The 24,621-nt window shown below is 48.1% G+C and carries 13 protein-coding genes; 3 read left to right on the plus strand and 10 right to left on the minus strand.

Features of this window, described 5'->3' with window-relative positions:
• Nucleotides 1–35 precede the first annotated feature (35 nt).
• Both LZD49_RS24600 and LZD49_RS24605 read left to right on the plus strand, forming a co-directional pair.
• Nucleotides 36–6,146 carry an alpha-2-macroglobulin gene (locus LZD49_RS24600; RefSeq protein WP_234670335.1) on the plus strand — a complete coding sequence of 2,037 codons (6,111 nt, stop codon included), beginning with the start codon at nucleotides 36–38 and terminating at the stop codon, nucleotides 6,144–6,146.
• Between the two features lie 9 nt (nucleotides 6,147–6,155).
• Nucleotides 6,156–6,671 (plus strand): GNAT family N-acetyltransferase, encoded by a 516-nt coding sequence (locus tag LZD49_RS24605; RefSeq protein ID WP_234670336.1) that lies wholly within the window; start codon nucleotides 6,156–6,158, stop codon nucleotides 6,669–6,671.
• A 27-nt stretch (nucleotides 6,672–6,698) separates the two neighbouring features.
• Here the strand turns inward: LZD49_RS24605 and LZD49_RS24610 are convergent, their stop codons facing one another.
• Nucleotides 6,699–7,922 carry a DegT/DnrJ/EryC1/StrS aminotransferase family protein gene (locus tag LZD49_RS24610; protein ID WP_234670337.1) on the minus strand — a complete coding sequence of 408 codons (1,224 nt, stop codon included), beginning with the start codon at nucleotides 7,920–7,922 and terminating at the stop codon, nucleotides 6,699–6,701.
• Between the two features lie 157 nt (nucleotides 7,923–8,079).
• On the opposite strand from LZD49_RS24610, the gene LZD49_RS24615 reads away from it, so the two are divergent.
• Nucleotides 8,080–9,363 (plus strand): hypothetical protein, encoded by a 1,284-nt coding sequence (locus LZD49_RS24615; RefSeq protein WP_234670338.1) that lies wholly within the window; start codon nucleotides 8,080–8,082, stop codon nucleotides 9,361–9,363.
• A gap of 20 nt (nucleotides 9,364–9,383) precedes the next feature.
• Here the strand turns inward: LZD49_RS24615 and LZD49_RS24620 are convergent, their stop codons facing one another.
• The 9 genes from LZD49_RS24620 to LZD49_RS24660 form a co-directional block, all read right to left on the minus strand.
• On the minus strand, nucleotides 9,384–11,165 hold the full coding sequence (locus tag LZD49_RS24620) for a metallophosphoesterase family protein (protein WP_234670339.1): 1,782 nt from the start codon (nucleotides 11,163–11,165) through the stop codon (nucleotides 9,384–9,386).
• 48 nt (nucleotides 11,166–11,213) lie between these two features.
• On the minus strand, nucleotides 11,214–12,572 hold the full coding sequence (locus LZD49_RS24625; RefSeq protein WP_234670340.1) for a PhoPQ-activated pathogenicity-related family protein: 1,359 nt from the start codon (nucleotides 12,570–12,572) through the stop codon (nucleotides 11,214–11,216).
• Nucleotides 12,573–12,602: 30 nt separating this feature from the next.
• On the minus strand, nucleotides 12,603–13,871 hold the full coding sequence (locus LZD49_RS24630; protein ID WP_409021349.1) for a hypothetical protein: 1,269 nt from the start codon (nucleotides 13,869–13,871) through the stop codon (nucleotides 12,603–12,605).
• Nucleotides 13,872–13,960: 89 nt separating this feature from the next.
• Nucleotides 13,961–15,604 carry a SusD/RagB family nutrient-binding outer membrane lipoprotein gene (locus LZD49_RS24635; RefSeq protein WP_234670341.1) on the minus strand — a complete coding sequence of 548 codons (1,644 nt, stop codon included), beginning with the start codon at nucleotides 15,602–15,604 and terminating at the stop codon, nucleotides 13,961–13,963.
• A gap of 37 nt (nucleotides 15,605–15,641) precedes the next feature.
• Complete coding sequence (locus tag LZD49_RS24640) at nucleotides 15,642–18,989, minus strand: SusC/RagA family TonB-linked outer membrane protein (protein WP_409021352.1); 3,348 nt, start codon at nucleotides 18,987–18,989, stop codon at nucleotides 15,642–15,644.
• A 343-nt stretch (nucleotides 18,990–19,332) separates the two neighbouring features.
• Nucleotides 19,333–19,533 (minus strand): hypothetical protein, encoded by a 201-nt coding sequence (locus LZD49_RS24645; protein WP_234670343.1) that lies wholly within the window; start codon nucleotides 19,531–19,533, stop codon nucleotides 19,333–19,335.
• Between the two features lie 162 nt (nucleotides 19,534–19,695).
• Nucleotides 19,696–20,850, minus strand: coding sequence for a hypothetical protein (locus LZD49_RS24650; protein ID WP_234670344.1), 1,155 nt, complete (start codon nucleotides 20,848–20,850; stop codon nucleotides 19,696–19,698).
• A gap of 105 nt (nucleotides 20,851–20,955) precedes the next feature.
• Nucleotides 20,956–21,339: a hypothetical protein gene (locus LZD49_RS24655; protein WP_234670345.1), complete on the minus strand. Its 384-nt coding sequence runs from the start codon at nucleotides 21,337–21,339 to the stop codon at nucleotides 20,956–20,958.
• On the minus strand, nucleotides 21,317–24,550 hold the full coding sequence (locus LZD49_RS24660) for a DUF6443 domain-containing protein (RefSeq protein ID WP_234670346.1): 3,234 nt from the start codon (nucleotides 24,548–24,550) through the stop codon (nucleotides 21,317–21,319). Before LZD49_RS24660 ends, LZD49_RS24655 begins: the two co-directional genes overlap by 23 nt.
• Nucleotides 24,551–24,621 lie beyond the last annotated feature (71 nt).

Raw genomic sequence — 24,621 nt, forward strand, 5'->3', positions numbered from 1 at the left:
TATCTTTATCACATCATCACAAACAATCCCCTGCTATGAAAATAGTGCACGCCTTCAGGCAATATCTGTTCATCACCATTATCTTATCATTAACTATGCACACCCACGGTCAAAACCTTATTAAAAGCTACGAAAAAGAGTGGAAGGTCGTTGAAGGTCTCACCGACAAGGGACTCGACAAGGATGCCCTGGATCAGGTACGGAAAATACATCAGCTTGCCAAAAAAGAGAAACAGGAAGCGCAGGTTATCAAAGCGGCCATGTTTATGATGCAGCTGCAGGCCGAAAACCGTGAGGATAATGCCATTGCCTCGATCCGTGAACTGGAACAGGAAGCGGCTGACCACACAGGACCGGCTAAGGCTATCCTGACAAGTCTGGTTGCTTCTCAATACTACTTCTACTACCAGACCGTCCGCTGGCAACTGTACAACCGGACGGCTACCGTTAACTTCGACAAAACGGACATTGCTACCTGGGGAACCGACGACTTTCACCAAAAAATAGCCGCGTTATACCTCGAATCGATCAGCGATGAAGCGCTCTTGAAAAATACCCGGTTGGAACCCTATGACGCGATCATAACCAAAGGCAATACGCGCAAATTGCGGCCAACGCTATACGATCTGCTCACTTTCAAAGCATTGGAATACTTCTCAACCGATGAGCCTAATCTCAAAAAACCCGCTTATAAATATGAAATCAATACCGCATCCGCTTTTGACCCGGCGGCTGACTTCATTCACCGGAAATTTGAGACAAAGGATTCGGCTTCGCTGGAACATCATGCATTGCTGCTCTACCAAAAGCTGGTGGCATTTCACATCGGCGACAGTGATGCGGGCGCATTGATCGATGTCGACCTGGCCCGTCTTCAATACGTGCGGCAAAAATCAGTGCACCCGGATAAGGACGAGCTTTATTTTATGGCGGTAAGTCACGTTGCGGACCAATGCCAGACTACTCCCGCTGCTGCTCAGGCATGGTATCTGAAAGCACTTTGGTTGAATGAAAAAGCAGACAATTATAAGCCCGGCACTGACTCTACCTCCCGTTTTGAACGGGTGAAGGCGTTGGAAATTTGTCAAAGGATTATACGGGAGAATCTCGAAACGGAAGGCGGCATCAATGCATTCAATCTTGCAAAACAAATTACGAGGAAGAGCCTTTTCTTTTCGGTGGAACATGTGAATGTCATAGGTAGGCCGTTCCGGGTGCTGGTAAAGTACAAGAATTTTAATAAGGTTTTTTTGCGGGTTGTCAAAGCAGTCGATCTCATTAAAAACAGTTTGGAACGGGATGATAACGACACAAAATGGCCCCGATTGACCAGTGCGCAGCCGTTACGTGCCTGGGAGCAATCGCTTCCAGAAACCAATGATTATCAAGAACATTCTGTTGAAATAAAATCCGATGGCTTATCGTCGGGAGAATATGTGCTGCTGGCGAGTTCCGACCCTGGCTTTAAGAATAATGAGGCGGTACTCGGTGCTACATTGTTTTACGTGTCGGACATCAGTTATGTCCAGAAAGCAGACGATTTCTTTGTCTTAAACCGTGATAACGGCCAGCCTCTGCCCGGAGCAACAGTACAATTGTGGGAAAAAAGTTATAACTACAATACAAGGACTTACGTCAGCGATAAAGGACCGCGACTAACTACCGATCCATTTGGGCATTTCAAGGTGCCGCCACGGCCCCAAACCAGCAATGCCAGGCAATACCTGTTCGAAATCACCTATCAGCAGGACAGGCTGTTTTTGCAACAAAACAACGGCCGCTATTACTATAACGCGGAGGAAACGGAGGATCACGCCGAAAATGCCGTGCATGCATACCTTTTCACAGACCGAAGCCTATACCGCCCCGGCCAAACTGTTTACTACAAAGGCATCGTCCGAAAGGGTAAAAGTGTGCTCAACGATCAGCGAGCGGAATTTACCGTTACACTTTATAATGCGAATGAAGAACATGTGGCTGAAACCAAACACCACGTGAGTGCATTCGGAAGTTTTTCAGGCTCGTTCAATATTCCGCAAAGTGGGCTTACCGGCAATTTTCACATACAGATTCGGGATGAGTACCGGGCTGATTTCCGTGTGGAGGAGTACAAACGTCCCCGGTTTGCCGTCGAATTTGACACGATTAACACTACCTATAAAGTCAATGAGCAAATAAAACTGACAGGTAAGGCACTGGCCTATGCCGGAAATGCGATCGATGGGGCGACGGTGAAGTACCGGGTCGTACGCACGCCGCGGATGATCTACACCTGGATGGTCAAGCGCTGGTGGCAGCCGACGGAGCCGATGGAAATTGCACACGGTGATACCATAACGGGCGCTGACGGGGCATTCCAAGTAAATTTCGAAGCCATTCCCGATCTCAAAATCGACCCAAAAACGGATCCGGTGTTTGATTATACCGTTTACGCGGATGTGACGGACAGCAATGGAGAGACCAGGAGCTCGCAGACCCAGATCTCGGTAAGTTACAAGTCCTATGTGCTGCAGGCCAATATCCCTATGAAGCTGGATGCCAGCCAATTTAAATCGCTGTCTATCCGTACCGAAAACCTGGCCGGCGCATTCGCTCCTGCGGACGCCACAATACGGATCGACCGGATTGTGCCGGAGAAGAGACTGATCAGGAACCGCTTCTGGCAACGGCCTGACCAGTTTGTGATGACCAAAAACGAATATGTATCCGACTTTCCAAACGATGAATACAGCGACGAAACGGAAATGGAAAACTGGGAAGTGACCGGAGCTGGCGTAGGTAAAACGGTCAGCCTTAGTCCGGATACCGAAATCCCGGTTTCAGAATTTGCGCTTCCTGCCGGTTTTTACAAAATTCAGATCAGCACTGTGAATGCCGCCGGAGAAAAACTCACCGACATAAAGTTCATCGAGTTAACCGACCCGAATGCCAAAAAGCTCACCCATCCCCAATACATCGCTCCTACCCATAGTAAAGCCATTGAACCAGGCGAAAAAGGTCAATATGCGCTGGGCACCTCTGCCGAAAAGGCATTTCTGATCACCAGTACCAATCGAAAATCAGCGCCGAAGGACTTTTCCTATATTACGTTAGACGACGAAGTCAGGACATTTGACTATACTGCCTCGGAAGCCGATCGCGGTGGTTATTCCGTGGATTACATGTTTGTCAAGCACAACCGCGTGCACACGTATCTGGAAACCATAGTGGTGCCCTGGACGAACAAGGACCTGGAAATCGAATACGAAACATTCCGGGACAAAACGTTGCCGGGAAGCAAGGAAACCTGGAAGGTAAAAATCAGTGGTTACCGGAAAGAAAAAGTCACTGCTGAAATGCTGGGGAGTATGTACGACGCGTCGCTGGATCAGTTTTACCCGCATCAATGGACGAAACCGTACATCTGGCGCGAACTATCCGGCTTAAAATACTGGACAGACAATGGCAACTTCCGGTCGGCAGATGCAAATATCCGTTATGCTGAGTATGGGGAATACAAGTCTTTCAACAAGCGCTATGATGAATTGATCCGGGGGGTAGGGATGTTTGATCCATCCAGACCCGCCAGTGCGGCGGGTGGAGGTCGTTCAGGCCGTACGCGCATGGCCATTAGAGGGGCTGTTCAGTCAGCAATTATGCCGCAAGCCGCCCCGATGGAAATTGAAGAAAAATCAACATCCATCGGCATGGACGGAGATCCCAAGTTGAATGAGGTTGTCAAGGTGGGCTATGGCTTCAACCGTAAACAGGAAAAAACCAAAACAGGCAATAATGAAACCACTCCACCAGACAATGTAGCTCCCTCAATTCGTACCAACTTTAACGAAACCGCCTTTTTCCTCCCCGATCTAAAAACAGACAGCGAAGGCAATATCACCTTCTCGTTCACCATGCCGGAAGCGCTCACAAAATGGAAGTTTCAGGCGCTTGCGCATACGCAGGAACTTGCTTTGGGATACAGTACCAAGGAGATCATCACCCAAAAGGAGCTGATGGTACAACCTAATGCGCCCCGCTTCCTGCGCGAGGGTGATCGGATCAGCTTTCCCGTCAAGGTTGTGAATCTAACGAAAGCTGTGCTGCAAGGCGAAGTAACGCTCCAAATGATCGATACGGAAACCAGCCAGCCTGTCGATGATCTTTTCAAAAACAATACGCCGTCAAGCCATTTTTCAGTCGCTGCCGGTCAAAGCCAGACCGCATTGTTTGCTTTGGAAATACCAAAAGGCTTCAACAAAATGGTCACGTGGCGAGCGGTTGCGAAGGCTGGAAGTTTATCGGATGGAGAGGAAAATATGCTGCCGGTACTGCCGAACCGGATGCTGGTGACCGAGAGTATGCCTATTTCGATCCACGGAACCGGTAAGAAGCAGTTCACCTTTGAAAAATTGGCTGGCTCTTCCAAATCAAACACGTTAACCCACCAGTCCGTCACCGTAGAATACAGTAGCAATCCGGCCTGGTATGCCGTTCAGTCCCTACCCTATTTGATGGAATATCCTTACGAATGCGCCGAACAAACCTGGAACCGCTATTATGCCAATACGCTGGCTTCGCATATCGTGAATTCGTCTCCGCGCATTGCCCAGGTTTTTAAGTCGTGGAAAGGTACGGATGCATTGCAAAGCAATTTATCCAAAAACCAGGAACTGAAATCGCTGCTCTTGGAGGAAACGCCCTGGGTGCTGGCATCGAAAACGGAGGAAGAGCAGAAACGCAACATCGCCTTGCTGTTCGACCTCGCTAAAATGGAGAATGAGCTGAATGCAAGCATGCTCAAATTGCAGGAAATGCAAAGCAGCAATGGCGGATTTGTATGGTTCAAAGGCGGCCCGGACGACCGCTACATTACCCAGTATATCGTTACCGGCATCGGGCATCTGCAAAAAATTAAGGCCTTCCTCCCTGCACAACAGAAAGGCATTGATGCGATTCTGGAAAAAGCCATTCCTTACATCGATAAACGTATTCTCGAAGACTACAATAATCTGGTCAAATATAAAACCGACCTGAAAAAGTACATTCCCGGACCGGTGGAGCTGCAATATTTGTATGCGAGAAGCTTTTTCAGTCGGCCCATTCCAGCGGCGTCCCAACAGGCATATCAGTATTATCAGGATCGGGCGAGACTTACCTGGGTTTCCCAATCCAAATTATTGCAAGGCATGACTGCATTAGTGGCCCATCGCATGCGGGATAATAAAACGGCTAACCAGATCCTCGAATCATTGCGCCAAACTGCCATTCGCAACGAAGAACTTGGTATGTATTGGAAAACAAGCCAGCGAGGCTGGTGGTGGTACGAGGCTCCCATCGAACGCCAGACATTGCTGATCGAAGCATTTCAGGAAATCGGGAATGATCAGGCAACAGTGGGCGAGCTTAAAATGTGGCTGCTCAGAAACAAACAGACGAATAGCTGGGAGAGCACGAAAGCAACCGCAGAGGCTTGTTATGCATTGCTCATGACTGGTTCGGATTGGCTGGCCGTAAATCCGGAGGTCACAATCCAGCTTGGAGAAATTGAGATCAAGCAAAATGACCAGAAAACTGAAAGTGGGACCGGGTATTTTAAAAAAACCATCGATACGGGTATCACAGCAGCCATGGGAAAGGTCAATCTTGATATTAAAGCGGCTACCTCGCAAGTGCCCGGTTGGGGTTCGGTGTACTGGCAATACTTCGAAGATCTTGACAAAATCACATTTGCAGAAACCCCGTTGAAACTCTCTAAAAAGCTGTTTATGGAGACAAACACGGACACTGGCCCTGTGCTAACACCGATTACTGAAAACGATCAGATACACATCGGCGATAAAATCAAAGTCCGCATCGAACTGCGTGTAGACCGTGATATGGAATACGTACACATGAAAGACCTGCGCGCTTCGGGCCTCGAACCCGTGAATGTGCTCAGCGGTTATCGTTGGCAAGGAGGGTTGGGCTATTATGAAAACACCCGCGACGCCAGTACGAATTTCTTCTTTAATTCGCTGCGAAAAGGAACCTATGTGTTCGAATATCCACTTTTTATAACGCATGAGGGTGATTTCAGCAATGGTATCACGACGATCCAATGCATGTACGCCCCGGAATTCACCGCACACAGCGAGGGAGTCAGAATTAAGGTATTACCTAAAAAGTAAAGTTCAAATATGTCCATACAACTTGTAAAAGCTACCATCAACGACCTGAAAACCGTCCGACAAATCGGAATAGACACTTTTTACGAGTCTTTTGCTTCTGTTAACACGGAAGAAAACATGGCCTACTACCTGGAAACGGGTTTCAGTGAAGAAAAAGTAGTCTCCGAGCTCAGCAATCCCGATTCTGAATTTCATCTTGCCTATGAAGACGATACTTTGATTGGCTATCTGAAAATCAATCATGGCCCGGCGCAAACGGAGCTCAAAGACGAAACGGCGCTAGAAATAGAACGGATTTATGTCTTGAAAGCGTGGCATGGCCTGAAAATCGGTCAATTACTTTACGAGAAAGCCATGGAAATTGCCCGCGAACGCAAGTACAAATACGTTTGGCTCGGTGTTTGGGAAAAGAACGAAAAGGCGATCGGATTTTACAAACGCAATGGCTTTGTCGCATTCGACCAACATCTTTTCAAGCTAGGCGACGATGTACAGACGGATATTATGATGCGGTTGGAATTATAGCTTACATTAAGGCGGTTGGAAGATCAATTACCCAACCGCCTCCTGAATCTTCAAAATTGCGCTTGCAAAAGCTTCCATATCCTCTTTGTCTCCCAACATGGCATGTTGCAATATCCAGACGGCGTCTGTATGGCAAGCCTGTTCGGCTACCGGGCAGAAGGCACCCGTATAGTCTACCGATTCAGGAATTGCGTAGCACATGAAGTTTTTGTTTTGAAAAAGAGGCTGTTTATAAAGCGGATGCGGATAGCCTTTGAAACTTGGAACACCTTCCGCAGCTAGCATGGCTGCAAAATCGTTTTTCAACAGACCTCCAAACTTCGAGGCATCGTATTTAAAAATATAGATATGATAGCCGTGCAAAGTCACCTCGGCGGGGCGGACCAGTGGCGTAATTCCTGCTATTTTCTCCAATAAACTATTTAAATACAATCCATTGGCATTTCGTCGCTGTGTTTGCTCTTCGAGGCGTTTGAGCTGTTCAGATAACAGCGCGGCCTGCATTTGGGTAATGCGGTAGTTGCATCCCGGATTGTAATGGTCGTACCACTGCCCACCCTCGATCCTGCCGACATTGCGCAGGGAATGCATCATCGCGTATAGTTCGTCGTCGTCCGTTATGACAATGCCTCCTTCACCGGAGGTCAGGTTTTTGGAAGATTGAAAGCTAAAACTACCCACGTGGCCGATAGAACCCAGTTTTTTGCCTTTATACTCGGCTCCGTGGCCATGCGCTGCGTCTTCGATCACTTTAAGATGATGCCTCCGGGCAATGTCCATGATCGCCTCCATGTCGCATGCCAGCCCTCCGAAATGGACCGGAACGATCACTTTTGTGCGCGGAGTAATGGCCGCCTCAATCGCCGCCGGGCTGATGTTGTAGGTGTCGGGATCGATATCCACAAAAACAGGCACACAATTGCATTCGATTACCGACGATGCGGTAGTAATGAACGTATAAGGCGGAACAATCACCTCGTCACCGGGTCTTACACCACACGCCATGAGCGCCAGCCGGAGCGATACCGAGCCATTCACACAGGTAATAGCGTACTTGCTTCCGCAGTAAGCGGCAAACGCCTGCTCAAATCGCTCTACCTCGTCGCCGCAATCGGGATTTCCCCACTTACCACCTGCTACGATCGCCGAAACGGCATTCACTTCATTTTCATCGTAAATGGGCCAGGGAAATACTTTTTCAATTGTTTTAGGCCCGCCATTGATCGCGAGTTGTGCTGCTTTGATGCTCATAGATTGGTGTTTTGCGGAAATATCGTGACGATTCATTCAAACGAAATACAGGCGTAAGGCGCTTTCGGGCTATTTCCGATGTATGAATGGTCGCATTATAGTCTTTTTAAAGGACTATCCAGTATTTATCCCACAACCACTTAGTCGGATTGCATTCATGAATAACAGACAACTGCTTTATGCCCTGCTTGTTGCGGGAATTTCACTGGGTACCGCCTGGGCTATCCGTGGGCAATTCGGTCACGAACAAGGTGCAGCCTGGGCGGGAGGCATTGGCGGGCTGAGTATCGTCCTCATTGCCAAACGAAAGGACTGGTACGCGAAGGCATTTCAACTCGCGCTGGCTTCCGCAGCCGGCTGGGGTGTGGGCGGGATAATCAGTTATGGTAAAGTGGTAGGTTTTGCCCGAGGACTCGAATTCGGGAATGTTTATTACGGACTCCTGATGCTTGGGATCATCGGCGGGCTGTTTGGATTGATCGGCGGTGGGTTATTTGGACTTACCCTGGCATCCAGCAGGCAAAAGCCGGTACAATGGCCTCAATTAATTGCTGAAATGACGGCAGGTGCAATCATTTTTTACTATCTGCTCATCGAAGAGCTTGGCTGGCTCATGACCCCACCGCGCTCGGAGGCCTGGGCGGCTTGCTTTGGGATGGCCGTCGCCATGTTCTGGTACATGATCCGCAGTAGACAATATTCTGCCATGCGGCTCGCCGTCTTTGCGGGGCTCGGAGGGGGTTTTGGATTTGCTTTCGGCAACTTTTTACAGGTAATGGGCAGCGTTTCGGGCATTCATTTCAATTTCTGGAATGTCATGGAATACTCGATAGGCTTTTTTGGCGGCGTGGGAATGGCTTACGGAACATTTACTTCCGAATGGGAAACCACCGATGAGCAAGCGACTCCTTACAGCCTCCTTGCTCCTATTATTATCCTCACTTTAATCCCATTCATTGTTTGGGACCAATCCTTTGAGACCAAAAGGCTTGTCGAAACAATTCAAAGCTTTGATCCACTCGCCAATGCGGCAAGAATTGCATCTGGTGTACAATGGGTTGCCTTACTACTTTTGTTCGCATTTGGAGCCTACACGTTGTTCGCCTATCATTTCCGATTAAAAAATGGGCGTTCGGAATTGGGTTACGATGGCATTCAGGTATTCTTCTTTCTTAATCTTGGCTTGTACACCATTTACAGCCTGCTTATTACCTGTGCATTCATGAGCTTGTACCGGATCGAGCAGTATTTATATATTCTAAATATGGTCGCGCTCGGTTTCATGATGCAAAAAACGCAGGCTTCCTTCTCTGACCGTGGTTTGAATATCAGTCGCTGGGCCATCAATTTTGTATTCATTATCGCCATTTTCGCGATCCTGACAGCCGTTGCCATCAGCACGCACGGGGAATTGAATGGGGCAAATGTGCGCTTTGAATGACAGGGCACTAAATGGAGGGACTACTTACTAATTGTCAACTCATCCTTCAATTCGCCTTCGGGATTGTAGCACTTGTAATGTAGCTTATTGCCTTTGATCGATATATGCTGGTAGAGGGGGCCGTCTTTATACCTTACTACCGCGTAGTCTTCGTCCGGCCATCGCTCCTGTTTGCCCGGAATGCTGATCGACATGGTGTAAATAGTGCCTTTGGCAGGCGTAGCCACGTCTTTCTGATTATACATCGGCTTCGTGCGCAGATAGTAATGCATATGCCCGCTCATGACCATATCTACATGATATTTGTCAAAAAGTGAACACCATTCGCGCTGGATCTCGTCGTAAGGCTCTTCGAAATTGTACGGGGGAAAATGGAACATCGCAAATTTCCATTTTGCTTTGGTGTTTTTAAGCTGATTTTCAACCCACGCACTTTGCTCCGGCACGGACAATGTCGCGTCGATCATCAGAAACAGGGCTTCCTGATAATTGAGCGCATAAGTCATTTCCGAAGGCTGACCGGTCGGCCCGTTCTCGGGAAGACTGAACATCTCCTTATACATCCACGCCCCCAGACCATCCTGGCTATCGTGGTTACCGGGCACGGGCATTAACGGCCGGGTAGTAAATGTCGAACCGGCATGATCCCAGAGCTGATCCCAGTCATCGCGATGCAAGCCGGTGGTCACCAGGTCTCCTGCGATAGAAAAAAAGGCCGTTTCAGGATGTCTTTTTATGGACTTCTGAGCCATATCCCCCCAAATCAGCGAAAAATGCGTATCGCCAAACCAGATGAATGAAAAATCTTTTACCCGATCGGAAGCTGTTTGAAACGACGACGGTACCGACCAATGCGATTGTCCGCTACCGATAGAATAATGATACAATGAACCGGGATTGAGACCAGTCAACTTTGCGGTAAAACGATTTATGAACCGGTCATTTTGCAAAAGCCTGTCTTCCATATTGAATGCCGAAGCTTCGGCAAAAAGCGTGTCAGAAGTACCCTTTTTCCAGTATTTTATCCTACCTCTAAGTACTTGGGGGCTTGTCCGCCATTGGATATTGACCGTCGTGGCAGGATCTCCGCTCCACGTCAGGATCGTCTGATCCGGCTTTTCGGATGCGGGCGTGGATGTCTTCCGGAATGCATTTACCAAATGCGCCTCACGCGCACGTCCACGCACGGTTGTGAAGAGCGTCTGACCTTTCAGCTCCTCGGGTACTTCGGTTAACACGAGGCCATCCCAGTCGTGATAGGTGAATGCTCCCGGTTGTACAGTACTGAGTGCATATTGCGACGGCATCACGTTTGTTACCGATAATTTATCAGACTTATTCAGCGGGGCAACGCTGATGAAGTACACCGGACGGTCTTTATCAAACCCATTGATCCCCAAGCCGATCGGCCCTTTGCCAAAATCCTTTTGCCAAACTTCATAAGTATATTCCTCATTTTTGACGAGCATTGGTGTTTTCCGAAAACCGCTCTTTTCAAGCCAGAATGGTGGGATTTTCTGTCCGGTATGTCGCATTAGCGACACCCTGACCGGTACATTCACCTCGAAAGTCCAAAAGCGCGTAGCCAGGGTTTCCTTGTCCCGATCGTTGAGAACGCTAAGAATATACGCGTCCGAAATTGTATCCAGTTGTGCCGGTGTCAGCGTGTCGTAGAACTTGGTCACGAGACGATCCACCACTTCCTTTACGGACCTTTCCGGCTGCTCGTCGTTCCCGGCGTAAAATGACATCCAAACCGGGCAAAGCAAGGCCCAAAACAGCATTAATTTTTTTTTTATCATGGCTATCTTAAGTTTCCCAATAAGTATAAATACACTATTTTCAGGGATTTACAGAACCGACTTATTATTCGTCAAAAATATCCTCGTGCTTTCTGTGTAGACGTCGCCCTTTGGTGTTTTGTATTTTAAATCAACATAAAAAGCCCGGAAGCCGCTTGCAGGCAATGCTTCGGTGACTTTTACGGTAGATTTCTTGCTGATACCCAAACTTTTCGCCGTCCAGGTGTCGTTGCGCAAATCCTGGTCGGGCGAGTTGGCCGACCACAGGATTACATCTACCAGCGCGTCGGGTGTCGCTTTAATGTCCAGGCTTACCTTCTGGTTCGAAACCGACTGGCTCCATTTGCATTCGGTATAAGGCCGTTTGTTGATGGTGGCACCAAAAAACGCGCTCAATGCTTCCATAGCCTGCTTGCCATCGCCCAGATCGTGTCCGGCATTTGGTACGTAATGCAACATATTATTCCCCGGGATCTTGTCAAGGTAGTTTTTGATATTGTCCACCACCCAATATTCATCGTTCGTGCCCATGAATATCATCTTGGGCATCGTCAGTTTGGCGCGGTAGGAAAACGGATCGATCATTGTTGTAATGGCCTGGCCGTCGGGAGACCCTGTGGATTGAGGAATGCCCAGTTTTACATAATCTTCGATCTGGACACTGTAATCACCCCATGATTTGATCTGGTAATCGAGACTTACCGGCATATTCAGCACGTCGATCACCATCGGCGCGATCGCCTCCACACGTTTGTCGCTTGCGCCTGTGAGCCAGGTTGTCCACCCACGCTTGGACGCGCCAGTCACCACAAAGCTGTTCACGGTGTGCTTCAATTGTTTTTGAGAAAACTCCTGAACTGCATCCATTGCCTTCACCGCACTTTTAACCATCGGGAATAGCAGCGGCCAGGTGTAGTCCTTGTCTTTTTTAAAGTTGTGCAAAGTGTAGGAGATCAATGCATCTTCGGTGAGGTCGCCGAAAAATGGCTGGTTCGGCGTCTGTTTCAGCAATGCTACAATAGCCTGGTTTGAAGTGGCCACCGCCCCAAGCGACGCGTACATTTTCTCATCCTTTTTACTGTTCCAATTGGGCAACTCGTTGCTATTGGAGCCTCCGGTAATGAAAAGCAATGCGTCATCGTGGCGGTTTTCTTTCGGAACGATGACAGTCAATTGATGCGTCCATGTAAACTCCCGCCATTTCTGAGAGGTCAGGAGAATTTGGTAAAAAGTCAGGTTTTCATGGACGAAGGACTCTTTGAGCTCCCATTTGAAGGTTTTATCGCCATTCCCAAGGTAACTTTCCAACGCATTTTCGGGAGTAACTTTCTGCGCGTGTACAACAACCGATACAACAAGCACCAGGAGGACGGATTGGATTGTCCGGACAGCCATTTTTGAAAACATGATTACTCGTATTTGGATTTAAGACTCTGTTTACTTGTCCGGCACCGGACTTTCTTTCACTAATTTCAATGCCTGCTCAATATAGATCTCACCCGTCATTTCGCCCAGGCTTGTCCGGCTGACGTAATCATATCTTTTAAAACTGTTGAAATCCACTTTGGTGAGCATATAGCCGAATGCATCGTTCGTTAACCCGAACAGGAACGGCTGTTTGGTATTCATATGCCTCTTGACGTAATACCCGATGTTAGGTAATGCTTCCCCCGGAATCGTCAAAACCTGCGCGGTACCGATATTAAGCAGGTTAAGCTGTGTAACAATGCGGTTATCACCCGCCATTTCATTTTTGATCGGTGATTTTTGAAGAATGTAACGCATGATCTCAGAATCCACCGGAAACTCGATCTTGCGGGAAACGCAGTACAAATCGGGATTTTCCTGCGCTGCGGCATCCTTCACAATGCGTAGAGCCTCATCGGCCAATAGCTCTCCTATGCGTTTGCATTCATTCCAGTCATTGGCTTCCTTGCCGTTTCCAAGTCGGTTGTCGGCTGTGACCATGCCTCCTTGCGCGCCATTCATGAAAATCGCTGTACCACCTCCCTGCGATTCGATGCGGTCGTACAGCGGGCCGCAAAGATCGGGGCTGAGAATGCCTCTTCCCGAACCGATCACTTCGGGATGTATCGCGTAATTGACCAAAGTGGCGATGGGTTTCCCTTTATGGGTTCCCGAAGCAGCCACCGCCTGAATGACGCCGCAACGCGGGTCGTACAATTGATCTGCATAATAATTATAAGCAATTTTGCCCTTTGCGTCCGCCACCGCAATCTTTAATGAGGCATCTTCCAGTTTCTCCACCGCCTCATTAACCGCCTCGGCAATCAGCTTTACACATCGGTCGAGGTAGGCGAGATCGGCGAACGATTCCCCTTTTTCATTCGGGAAACCATATGCATCGGGCCCGCTATGCGTATGCGTGGCACCTATAAGAACATTTTCAGGCGGAATACCCTTAATCAGCTTCCTGGATTGATTGCCCAACGCCGCAGGCCATCCCAGGTTATCCACATTCACAATGGCAATGCGCACGGAGCCTTTTTCCATGACAAATGCCCGCGCATACAACTCTCCATTCTTCTGAGTAGCCTTCTTCGGCGTCCCGATTCCCCCCGAAACCGGCAACAGCGGATCGGGCGTGATGATCCTTACAGCAGCTGCGGCTTTGAAATGTTGCCCCATCGCCAGTTGACAAAGGCAGATGCAAACGAAGCAAATGAAAATAGCCCTGGTTTTCATAAGGAATCTGTTTACGAAAGAAAACTAAACCGGAACTGTATGTAAGCTTACAGTCCCGGTTTTAAATACTCACCTTACACCAAATATAACTACCACGGCTTTCCTGTTCCTTGAATAAGCCATTGTTTCGACCATGGGCTGTTACCGCCATCGGCCTGCGAATAATTGGTCACTTCCAGCTTGCTCACTGCCTCTCCCGCATTGGTTTTATTGATCCGCAATTCATCCTGCATATAATAGAAGCGCACCGGTAGCACTTCCCTTTTTGCCGCCGGCCCAGCCTTTAATGCGGGCAAGCCGGTACGGCGGAAGTCGAACCACGACTCCGTAGCGGCAGTCCAGCTGGCGATCCATTTCTGTTCGATGATCTGTTTTAAACTATTATCGAAAGCAACACCCGGCGTAGCGATGTACGCGGCGTATTTGTCGCCAACCGTCCAGGTTTCCATGGAAGCCTTCACGCCCGCTTCGTAACGGTCCTTGGCTACTCCCGCCGACCAGCCTTTTAGAGCAGCTTCCGCGAGGATAAAATTCACTTCGGCCGCCGAAATCAGGCGCGCACGGAGCAATGGTCCTTTCGCGGCTTTATAAATGCTGTTCAGGAAGGATACGTGCGGGTTGTACGATGTCTGGCCCGGTGTCGGGTTCAGGTTGTAAGCCGAGGGCAAAGCCGAGAAGCTCGGTGGCAAGCCTACGTATTCCGGATCTGTATCGATCTGTGTATTACGTACCTTGTCGGGTGAAAGGATACGCTTGCCGTCCACGATCTTATCGGTTCCGGCGGGCTGTTTGTCATCTACGACGAGCGGGATTTCCACTTTATTGGCCCAGATTCCGAGTCTTGGATCTTTCAGTGTCTGTAACTTTTCTACAAATGTGGCGCACATTTTGATGCGGCGATAGTTGCTTCCGCTGGCATCAATTACGGCATTAGCTGGCCATGAATCTGCCTCACTATTGCCGGGGAAGCCCATGGTTGCATCATCTGCATTTGAAGTAATAATGGGGTATTGTGCCGCATTGGAGACAATTTTCTCGATCCCAGCCTTGGCTACATCCGGCTGCTTGCCCGAAAGGCGCATGTAATAACGCAGCATGAGCGAGTTGGCCATTTTACGCCATTTGGCCGGATCACCGCCGTAATATATATCCACGTTGTCGACGATCCCTTCATAATCGGCTTTGGATTTGGAAAGCAGCGTATTGGCCTTGTCCAGATCGGCAATGATCCCGGCATAAATCTTATCCTGGCTATCGAACGACGGCAGAATATCGGTCGTCGAACCGGCTTCTCCTTTCAATGCATTGGTATAAGGTGCGTCGCCCCACAAATCGGTGATCAGTCCGAACATGAACGATTTCATGACGAGCGACACGCCCTGGTGGAATTCGAAATTTGTTGCGACGGCACGGGTATACACCAGGTCATTGTTGCGCAACACATCGTAATACGCGTTCCAGCTTTGATCGCCGCCCCAATCGTAATCGTTGTGCCCGCTCGACCATGCGTCTTTTTGTGTATGCTGCACCACCCCGGCGATGTCCTGATAACCCAGATTGACATACAATTTCGCAGCTTCGGTAAGCACGGTTGGCAGAACAAGGTTCGGGTTTACGCTTTCGGGCGCTACGCCGTTGGGGTTTTCATTAAGCTCCGTCAGATCCTTACAGGAAAAGACCATGCATGCCAGCAGCAGCGGTATGATGACGAACTTTTTACTAAGTTTTTTCATGAGTTTATTTATATTAAAATAGACTATGTTGTTCCAATCAGAAAGTTAAACCCACCTTAAAGCCGATAGGAATCACCCAGGGGGTTACGTTGTAACGCTCGATACCTTGCTTGAACTGAGTACCCGCCTGCGCGTTCGACTCCTGCTGGAATGCCTGCTCGGGATCGATACCGATTTTAGCTTTGGTCCAGAGCATAATATTACGGCTGTAAACGGCCACATTGGCATTCTGCAAACCGAGGCGTTTCACAAATGTGGCGGGCAGGTCGTATCCCAGGGAGATTTCGCGAAGTTTCACAAATGATGCATCGAATGTGGCCGCACGGGTGAAATCCCAAGGGTAGTTATCACCATATGGGATGTATTTGGTACCCGGACCACCCAGGTTTTCGGTATAACCTACAATTTCGCCGCCTTCATTATACTCGGCGATTACGCCCGGGTTAAATACCGCATAGTTATAGGTATTGCCACCATATTCAAATGGGAAGCCGCCGTATTCTTTAGTAGGTCCTCCTACAATATTGAAATGATTTCCATGGATCGCTACCTTGTCGTTGTTGACTAGATAGTTGCGCAGCTGATCGCCGGTCATACCGTTCGGGTTAATGAGGTTATCCAGGAAACGTTGCGATTTCAGGTCGGATTCACCATAACGATAGGTTTGGGATACGAAATCACCACCCTGACGCCAATCGAAGGACATGTTGAGGGTAAAGCCTTTGTACGATAACGATGTCTGCAAGCCCAACAGGAAGTCCGGATTGAAGTTACCGATCTTGTTACGCGTGTTCGTTGAGCCGATAGATTGCCACGAACCGTTTTCATCCAGAATAGGGTAACCATAATAAGGAGAGCTTTTGTCCTTCACTGTTACAACTTCCGAATCGTAAATGTCGCCGATCTGTTCGCCTACGTAAGTCCAGGCACCACCTTTGGCATCCGTCCAGAGTGTATAGAAATCCAGCCCGTCAGACAGCGATTTGATCGTCGTCCTGTTCCGCGACCAGTTGGCATTGATATCCCAGCGCCAGCCGTTCTTGTCGATGGGTGTGCCGCCCAAAGTAAATTCCAAACCTTTACTTACGAGCAAACCTGCATTGATATTTTTGGAGGTAAAACCACTGGATCCCGGAAGCTTGGTCGGAATGATCTGGTTGCGGTTTTCCACCTGATAGTAAGTGGCTGTAAGCCGTAAGCGGTTATGGTAGAGGTTCAGGTCGAGACCATATTCATAGGAAGTGGCGATCTCCGGTTTCAGGTCGGGAAGCAAAATTTTCCCTGATTTCGACAATCGTGTAATACCATCCCACGCACCTGAATTGTCCAATGTCGCCAGCAGGCTGTATGGGTTCGTATCATTTCCCACCTGTGCCCAGCCTCCTCTCAGTTTGAACAAGCTGATTTGTTCTGCCATCGGGAACATTTCGTTCAGCAAAACACTCAACGAGGCCGACGGATAGAAGTACGAACGGTTAGCCTTCGGCAGCGTGCTCGACCAGTCATTCCGGGCAGTCAGATCGAGGTAAATCATGTCTTTGAAACCGAGGTTTACCAATCCATATGCACTGAATACGGCCTTTTCGTACAATGCGCTTGTGTAATTGAGGTTCGCAGGAGCGATGTTCGACATCGTGTAAAGGCCTGGAATGATCAGCCCGGTTCCATTTTTGGTCGAAGAATTCTGGTCGGTATTTTTCTGGTAACGCGTATTACCACCACCGGAAAACGAAACGCTGAAATCGCTGATGTCGCGTTTGTAGGTCAAAAGGAAATCGGCGTTACGTTCAAATCTCGACAGGTTGATCACCCCGTAACCGCCGCGGCTGTCGTTCGTGTAGCTGTTGCCGATCTTCGTTTGACGTTCCTCCCGGTAGGTATCGAGCGCATAACGGCCCATTAAACTCAAATGCGGGGTAATCTGCCAATCAGCCTTCACGTTTCCAAAAACACGGTCGCGGACAAAGCTGTTGTTGACCTCATAGGCCAGGAACCAAGGGTTATTGTAGTCGCCCGGCCCTTGCGACAGTTGCTGCAAACCTTCCTGTCCCGGCACCCAGTAGTTGCGCAGATCACGGATATCGATGTGCGGCGAAACGGCATAAGCCCATTGGAGCGGGTTGGCTCCCCGGTTGGTAGCCGGACGGTTGTTCGAATTGTTACGGCTCAAATCGATGTTGGTGCTCATCGTCAGCTTTTTACTAAGCCGAACGGTGGAACTGACATTGAATGAATTACGGAACAGATCGGAGTTCGGGATAATGCCCCGGTTCGTCATGTTCGAGTACGACAACCTGTAGGTAACGAGGTCATTGCTGTTGGAAACCGAAACGCCATTGGTCGTCGTGATACCTGTACGGACAAAGTTCTTCACGTTATCTGGATGCGAAACGAGCTCGGTCGGGATTGGGTTGCCATTCGCATCTTTCGGGCTGTTCCATTGGATGGCTTTATAACCTTTGTCCAACTCAGGCCCAACGCCGCCAGCCGAGCTTTCATCGATCATCAGCACACCGCCCGGATAGGGATTGTTATCCGGCGTAAAAGGCAGGATACCCGTTGCGAATTTGTGGTGCATGTTCAGGTATTTGTAAGGTTTGTCAAAAACCGTATTTGAATTGACAGAAACCGTCATTTTTTTCGATTTGCTACCACTTTTGGTGGTAATAAGCACCACGCCGTGACCTGCGCGCGAGCCATAAAGCGCCGCGGCGTTAGGGCCTTTCAGGATCGATACGCTTTCCACATCATCCGGGTTAATGCTCGAAATCGCATTGCCATAATCGACACGGTTGTCGCTACCGATCTGGCTTACGTTGTTCAGCGTGTTGGCAATGGGCACACCATCCACCACGAAAAGCGGCTGATTGTCGTTACTGAGCGAAGTAGCGCCGCGGATGATCATGCTCACCGACGAACCCGTGCCGCCCGTCGAACTGATCGTCACACCGGGAACCCGACCCGACAGTGAGTTCAAAACGTTCTCCTGTGCTACCCGGCTGATGTCCTTTCCGTCCACCTCCGTAATTGCATAACCCAGAGACCGTTTCTCGCGAGAAAGGCCCAATGCGGTGACCACGGTTTCCTTGAGGGTTTCGGCACCTTCTACCAGCACGACGTCAATCACCGATTCGTTACCTACCGTAACTTCTTGTGTTTCATGCCCGATATAGGAAAATACCAGCACCGGTCTGCCCGATTCACTCACATTGATCGAGTAATTACCGGTAGCATCAGACGACGTTCCGACCTGGCTGCCTTTGACCACAATGCTAACGCCCGGCAATGCGGCTCCGTCGATTTTGGAAGTAATCTTCCCTTTGATTGTCTTGTCGAATTTTTTCTCCGCGAATGCGGGACAGGCGAAAAAAACAGCCACGAACATGCATAAAAGCAACCTTCGCAGGCTAACAGTAGAGTTTGGATCCATAGTTTTCTAAATTAAGGTGATGGGCACTAGTCATGATACTGGAAATTGGGCTATGTTAAAAAATGAAAGCACAACGAGGCTTATATAATCCGTGTCTGAGATTATTTATAACATTTAGAGCATGTATCAGGTGAGTAGCGGATCACCTTCCGGCGTTTATTCCGGAAGGAAAACCTTCTTGAATCCTGATCACAATACTTAGGCTGGTGTCTTTTGGGCTATTCTGCGGTACTGACTTTTTAGAGGTTTTTTGATCAAACTTATGATAGAGGAGGGTTGAGTGGTAGTACTTTAAGAGTCAAGAATCCTTTGGTGCCGCCGAGCCGTTAGCCGAACTGTTTTCATTCAACAGACGGTTAAAATAGATTTCGAGCGCATCGGCATACACTTTCCGCTCTTCTTCATCGGTAATGGCTGTAAGCAATTCCGCCAGTTCTCCCTCCGATATCTTGTTGCTGATCAACTTATTAATCAATGTTTCCGCCCGGGAGAATGACATGGTGCTAGTTAGTTTTGGTATGTGAACAGGATACTGGACATGTTTCATAAAAGACTACTTCTTTTTCCAGGATTTTTCATAACTGTTTGCTCCTTTTTCCCAAAGTCTTCCTGTACCAACACCAAATTACCCCGCGCCCGCCAAGGCCCGTGGAAACCCAGGTCAACGCATTCTATCTTGTTTCAAGCTCAAATTGACGAAATAATGCAGGCTGACGCTCGGCGTAATCATGAAACTGGATCGCGTGAGGAGGCAATAAAAGTTGGCGAAATGGCCCACTTCAAAACTAATCAGTCGCTTGTAGCTAATCCCGGCATGAAGCCCCAAGAAATCGGCCCGATACCCCCGGTTCACAAAACTCGCATTTAACCCAAAGTAAGGTCTTATACTTCCCGACCCGATGTGCCGGCCTACCCCGACTTCGATGATCGTCGCCGTCTCAGTCTCCCAGGAATTCAAAGAAGCGTCTGTCCGGATTCCTGGTGTGAGAAGGATACTGGCCCTGGCATATCGGTTACGAAACCTCCTCGGAAAGTTCACCCGGCATCCGAATCCATAAGTAGCCTTACTGTTAATCCTGAGACTGCCTTCCTGCCAATTCTCTACACCTGCACTCAATTCGAGATCGAATGTTGGCCGAGGGCTTTTTGCCTGATACCGGGTGCTATCCTTTGTAAATGAGTCGTTATACACCTCAATATATTGTTTCAGATATTTTTCCTGATAAGGCGGCATTGGCTCCTTAAAATCCTTCGAATCTCCGCACAACCGGTCAAGCTGCTTTTTGTATTCGTCATAGACCAGCAGATAGGTCTTTTCACGAACCAACTTATAGAACGGGTAGTAAAGCAACTCCTTCAACTGACCATCCTTTTCAATAAAGAAATGCGCATGTTCCGAACGGTCCAGAAGCTCAAATAACGTAGCCCTGCCTCCGCTCACGAGTTCCTGCAAAAACACCTGCACCGAATCCCTGGCCGCGAATGACGGTGAATATGTATACGTATGAGTCGAACTGATGTCAAGCAACCCGATTTTCCTGCTCTTGTAAACTTCCTTCGCCGTAACAAGCCCAAAACCCACAAGATCCTCAGCCGAATACGTCCACACTTCTTCGCCAGCGCTCTTAAATTCCACCCGCCGCGGACTCGCCGCCCAGTTCCCATCCCGAACAGAACCACGAATGGTATCTCTTTGACTGGTGAGAATGTACCCTTCAACAAATTGGCCCTGTGCAAAAAGCTTAGTTGGTTTAATTAATAGAATTAAGAATAAACAGATGATTGCATTTATGAAGATATGTGTATAGTTCTTCATAATGTGTGTTGATTGAGTTTTCATTTTTGGGTGTGTTTTTGTTTAGGTTAAAAAAAATATTGTACATTATAAATACTACTATTTTATCATTTTAACACTTAACTTTCAATTAAGACTCTTTTCATTTTTTAAATCCTTTATTGAAAAATAAACACTATCGATTGGCATCTCCTTTCCATATCTGATACGTCTTGAATATTTTATTGCCTTTATTGTGTCACCTAACACTTCACATCTATAAAGCTCCTCCTCATCGCATTGACCTAATAAAATCCTGAAATTTATTGAATCGGTTAGATAATATGATCTAGTATCATTCATTAATACTCCTCCACTAAATGGCTTAAACCGCTCTTCATAAATTCCACTACCTATTTCATCGGTATGTAAGTGATTTCTTTTATTATAAAAAAGACTATCGGTACATTTCCAGATACCAAAGAATAAAATAATAAAAGTCACTATTTTAATTATTGTTCTTCTTTTCATTACCTGCCTGTGTCATTCCTGTTGTTACCCAAATAAAGTCATCAGCTTCATCTCCAAATGGTGGAAGAGCTATAGGGGCCATTGAGCCAAACTCGGTTAGGGCTTTCCTGATTTCTCCTTGTAGCAAATCTTTTCCTGTTTGAAGTATACCAGCAGCCCCCCATAAAGTTATTGGACTGTATCCAACACCGCCAACATTTCTTCCTGTATAGCCGTAATTATAGTTTCCTACATCCGCACCGCCTTCAACAAAATTTAATTTACCAAAAGTGAATGACGTTTTATCTTTGGTTACGTCCTCATACCTGGCAACAGCTCCAAAAATGTTTCCTTTTTGAGCATTAGCATCTTTATAATCCCATTTACCACCTGGACGCACAGCGTTAGCAAAGCCTAGTGCTCCCATCATCTTAGCGTCTTTTTTGTTCTCTCTCATGACATTTGATAATATCCCATTAAGGTTTACGGATTTGCCGAACTCTCCAATTTGGGTCAAATTCCCGTTTTTTTCTTGCTGGTAAATGATATTATCTCCGCCGTACTGTCTTTGAACAACACCTTTGTTATTAAGGATTGTGGTGTCTCCTAATGGATCAGGATATCTTATTGGATTGTTACTCATGGCCACATATAAACTCATTCTCAGATCAGGCTTAGGATCGATCTGCATCCAGCGGCCGATAGCAGGATCAAGGCCCCTGAAATGAGCCTGATAAATTCCTGTCTCTAACTGCCGCTCAATGCCATTGAACAAATACCGGTTATAACCATTCCTTACTTTGGCCTGCTGCGTCGGATTATTTCGGTCGATTTCAAGGCCGAAAGGATAATAATCCGTCCGTTGCAAAGTCTGGCCTTTATCGTCAAACACGAGCCTTACATTGCCTAAATGATCTTTTAAATAGTATTCGAATTCGATATTATTATTCCTGAAAACAGCCTGGCCTTCGGAAAGCGAAACCCGATAGAGATTGTTCACATTGCCAACCTGCCGGTATTGAAAGTGACCGGCGTATTTCATTGTTAATGTATCGAAAGCGTACTTGTGTTTGTTTCCGAAAGCGTCATAGTCGTAAGTTGCTGTCTTGGCTCCAAGCGTAACAGTCTTAGGCAGGTTCAAATAGTTGTAAGCTAGTGTTGCGCCGCGATTGCCGTCCGAAGTCATGTTCCCGTTGCCATCGTAACCATAAGAACTACCTCCGCTTTTGACACCCAAATTGCTGCCACTTCCGTCGTTAATCGCCGACAACCTGTTGCCCAGATACGTGTAAGTCAGGTTATCGATTGCCGTGCCCGCGCGTACCAGCGTTTTGAGGTTTCCATTCTTGTCATAGGTGATGCCCGCTTCGGTATCAGCGTATCCACCCATACCCGTTGAGCCAGTCATCCTGCTTGCTCCATCATATGCGAAATTGAGGCCCTTGGTATACGAGACGTCATTTTTATTCAACAATTGCATTTGGCTGATATTACCATTGGTATAACTATTCCCATTGGCATAGCTTAGATTGTAACCAAAGATATTCTGCTCAGGGCTATTGTCTTGCTGCTTGTATACCGTCCTGCCTTCGGTCTGCCATCCCCGGATATTGTTGGTAAAATTGGTTTTGCGCAGATAATGGATATTGTCTGTTGAATGAAACCATTGACTTTGCCGCTGCCCTAGCGTATTGTAGCGGCTAGCGGTAGTGAATGCCTCCTTCGTTTTGTTTCCACTCATAATCTTTTCCTTGATACTCAGCAGCCTGTCGGCATGGTCGTACTGGAAGGTGGCTGTATGGCTGTGAGTTATATTGCCAGGTAAGAATTGTTCCGTCTTCTGTTCGGCGAGTACCGGGGCCAGGTCATATTTGTATTGGTTCGAAATGCGCTCCGCACTGCTCGCTCCCAAATCATAAAGCTCTCTGCTGATTTGTATCGAACGGTATTCCGCATCATAATGGGTCACAGAAGTAAGCCAGCCGCCTGTTGCGCCATTGCCTGGGAGCATTCTTGCACGCGTACCGGTAACTTGTCCTTTTACATTCGCATTAGCTGAGGGATAGTATACTGCATTGTAAATCATATTGGCGGGCTTTGAAAAAGTGTAGTCATCATAAAACGTAATCGTTAGCAGATTGGCCTCTGCTGCGTTTTTAGGTGCTGTTTTGTCAAGTGTATATCCTTGAACAGTTCCATTGCTGCGTTCCTCATGATGTTCCGTATTGGCATCTACGATTATGGCCCAGTTTTGCAGGGTGGCATTCGAGACAATTTCTCCGGTCACGACTGGCCGGTCCAATGCATCATACTTGATAAACCCCCAAACGCCGCGCGCCAGTTGATTGGCATTACGGGAAACGGCCAACCGGTTGTATTGATCGTACACAAGTTCTGTCACGCCCCCGCCGGGCACTCGCTTGACGGTCATGCGGCCCCGTTCATCGTAATCATAGGTAAATGCATTGTCTGTCAATGACGGTACATCCTGGTAATTCGGCTGTAAAACGCCCCTAAGCAGCCCGGCATCATCGTAGATGTAATAAGTGGATAGTAGATTTCCGGCGTCGGCGATTACCTGCCGGCAAATTACCTGCCCAAGCAAGTCGGTAAACTCGTTGGTGACATTGCCCTGTTCATCGGTAATATTTTTGTAAGTCAATGTCCCGGGAGCATACATTCCCATCCCGACGATGGTGTTAGTCAATGGGTCGTAATCGTAGCGATTGACCTGATTAAGCGTGTTAACCTTTTGTTTGATAACCGACGAACTGCTTTTATTACCGGGAGCACGTTCGCCAGAAACGCGACCAGTAGGGGCCGGCTCATAAAACGTTTCCTGAAATGGCCTGCCGAGATCCGAAGCTGACAGGCCTGCCGTGTTCGCGTTGTACCAATTCACTGCTTCTGTGGTTCCATTACCGTGAAAAGCCCTGTTTCCGGCCGCTGCATAAGGCAGATACTTCTTGATAATCCGCCCAGCTGCATCATATTCCAATGGTTCGACGAAATCCTGCCCGGCTGGACTTTGTGCTACCGTCACCGTTTGCGCCGGGCGGCCGAGGCCATCGAAATAGTGTACTTGCGTGGTCACCTTACCCACGTCGTCGGCGTTGGCACCTGATTGCTTGTAAGTTCGTTGGAGAATGTAGTTACGCGCATTCGTTTGCTGTGCATAGCCGGTGATCTGCGCGAGCATGCAGACCATCAGCCAGGATGATGTGTGTTTCATACCTGAGTTAGGGTTTAAATAAATGAATTGAAAAGATGGGCAGCCTCTTTGCTAAAAAGGCTGCCCGCAAT

Source organism: Dyadobacter sp. CY261 (genome assembly GCF_021440085.1).
GTDB lineage: Bacteria > Bacteroidota > Bacteroidia > Cytophagales > Spirosomataceae > Dyadobacter.

Bases quoted from the DNA above. Each gene is read 5' to 3' on its own strand.
- LZD49_RS24615 (WP_234670338.1), top strand. From the start codon at position 8,080: ATGAATAACAGACAACTGCTTTATGCCCTGCTTGTTGCGGGAATTTCA.
- LZD49_RS24640 (WP_409021352.1), bottom strand. From the start codon at position 18,989: ATGTTCGTGGCTGTTTTTTTCGCCTGTCCCGCATTCGCGGAGAAAAAA.
- LZD49_RS24650 (WP_234670344.1), bottom strand. From the start codon at position 20,850: ATGAAGAACTATACACATATCTTCATAAATGCAATCATCTGTTTATTC.
- LZD49_RS24600 (WP_234670335.1), top strand. From the start codon at position 36: ATGAAAATAGTGCACGCCTTCAGGCAATATCTGTTCATCACCATTATC.
- LZD49_RS24610 (WP_234670337.1), bottom strand. From the start codon at position 7,922: ATGAGCATCAAAGCAGCACAACTCGCGATCAATGGCGGGCCTAAAACA.
- LZD49_RS24625 (WP_234670340.1), bottom strand. From the start codon at position 12,572: ATGTTTTCAAAAATGGCTGTCCGGACAATCCAATCCGTCCTCCTGGTG.
- LZD49_RS24630 (WP_409021349.1), bottom strand. From the start codon at position 13,871: ATGAAAACCAGGGCTATTTTCATTTGCTTCGTTTGCATCTGCCTTTGT.
- LZD49_RS24660 (WP_234670346.1), bottom strand. From the start codon at position 24,550: ATGAAACACACATCATCCTGGCTGATGGTCTGCATGCTCGCGCAGATC.
- LZD49_RS24655 (WP_234670345.1), bottom strand. From the start codon at position 21,339: ATGAAAAGAAGAACAATAATTAAAATAGTGACTTTTATTATTTTATTC.
- LZD49_RS24635 (WP_234670341.1), bottom strand. From the start codon at position 15,604: ATGAAAAAACTTAGTAAAAAGTTCGTCATCATACCGCTGCTGCTGGCA.
- LZD49_RS24620 (WP_234670339.1), bottom strand. From the start codon at position 11,165: ATGATAAAAAAAAAATTAATGCTGTTTTGGGCCTTGCTTTGCCCGGTT.
- LZD49_RS24645 (WP_234670343.1), bottom strand. From the start codon at position 19,533: ATGTCATTCTCCCGGGCGGAAACATTGATTAATAAGTTGATCAGCAAC.
- LZD49_RS24605 (WP_234670336.1), top strand. From the start codon at position 6,156: ATGTCCATACAACTTGTAAAAGCTACCATCAACGACCTGAAAACCGTC.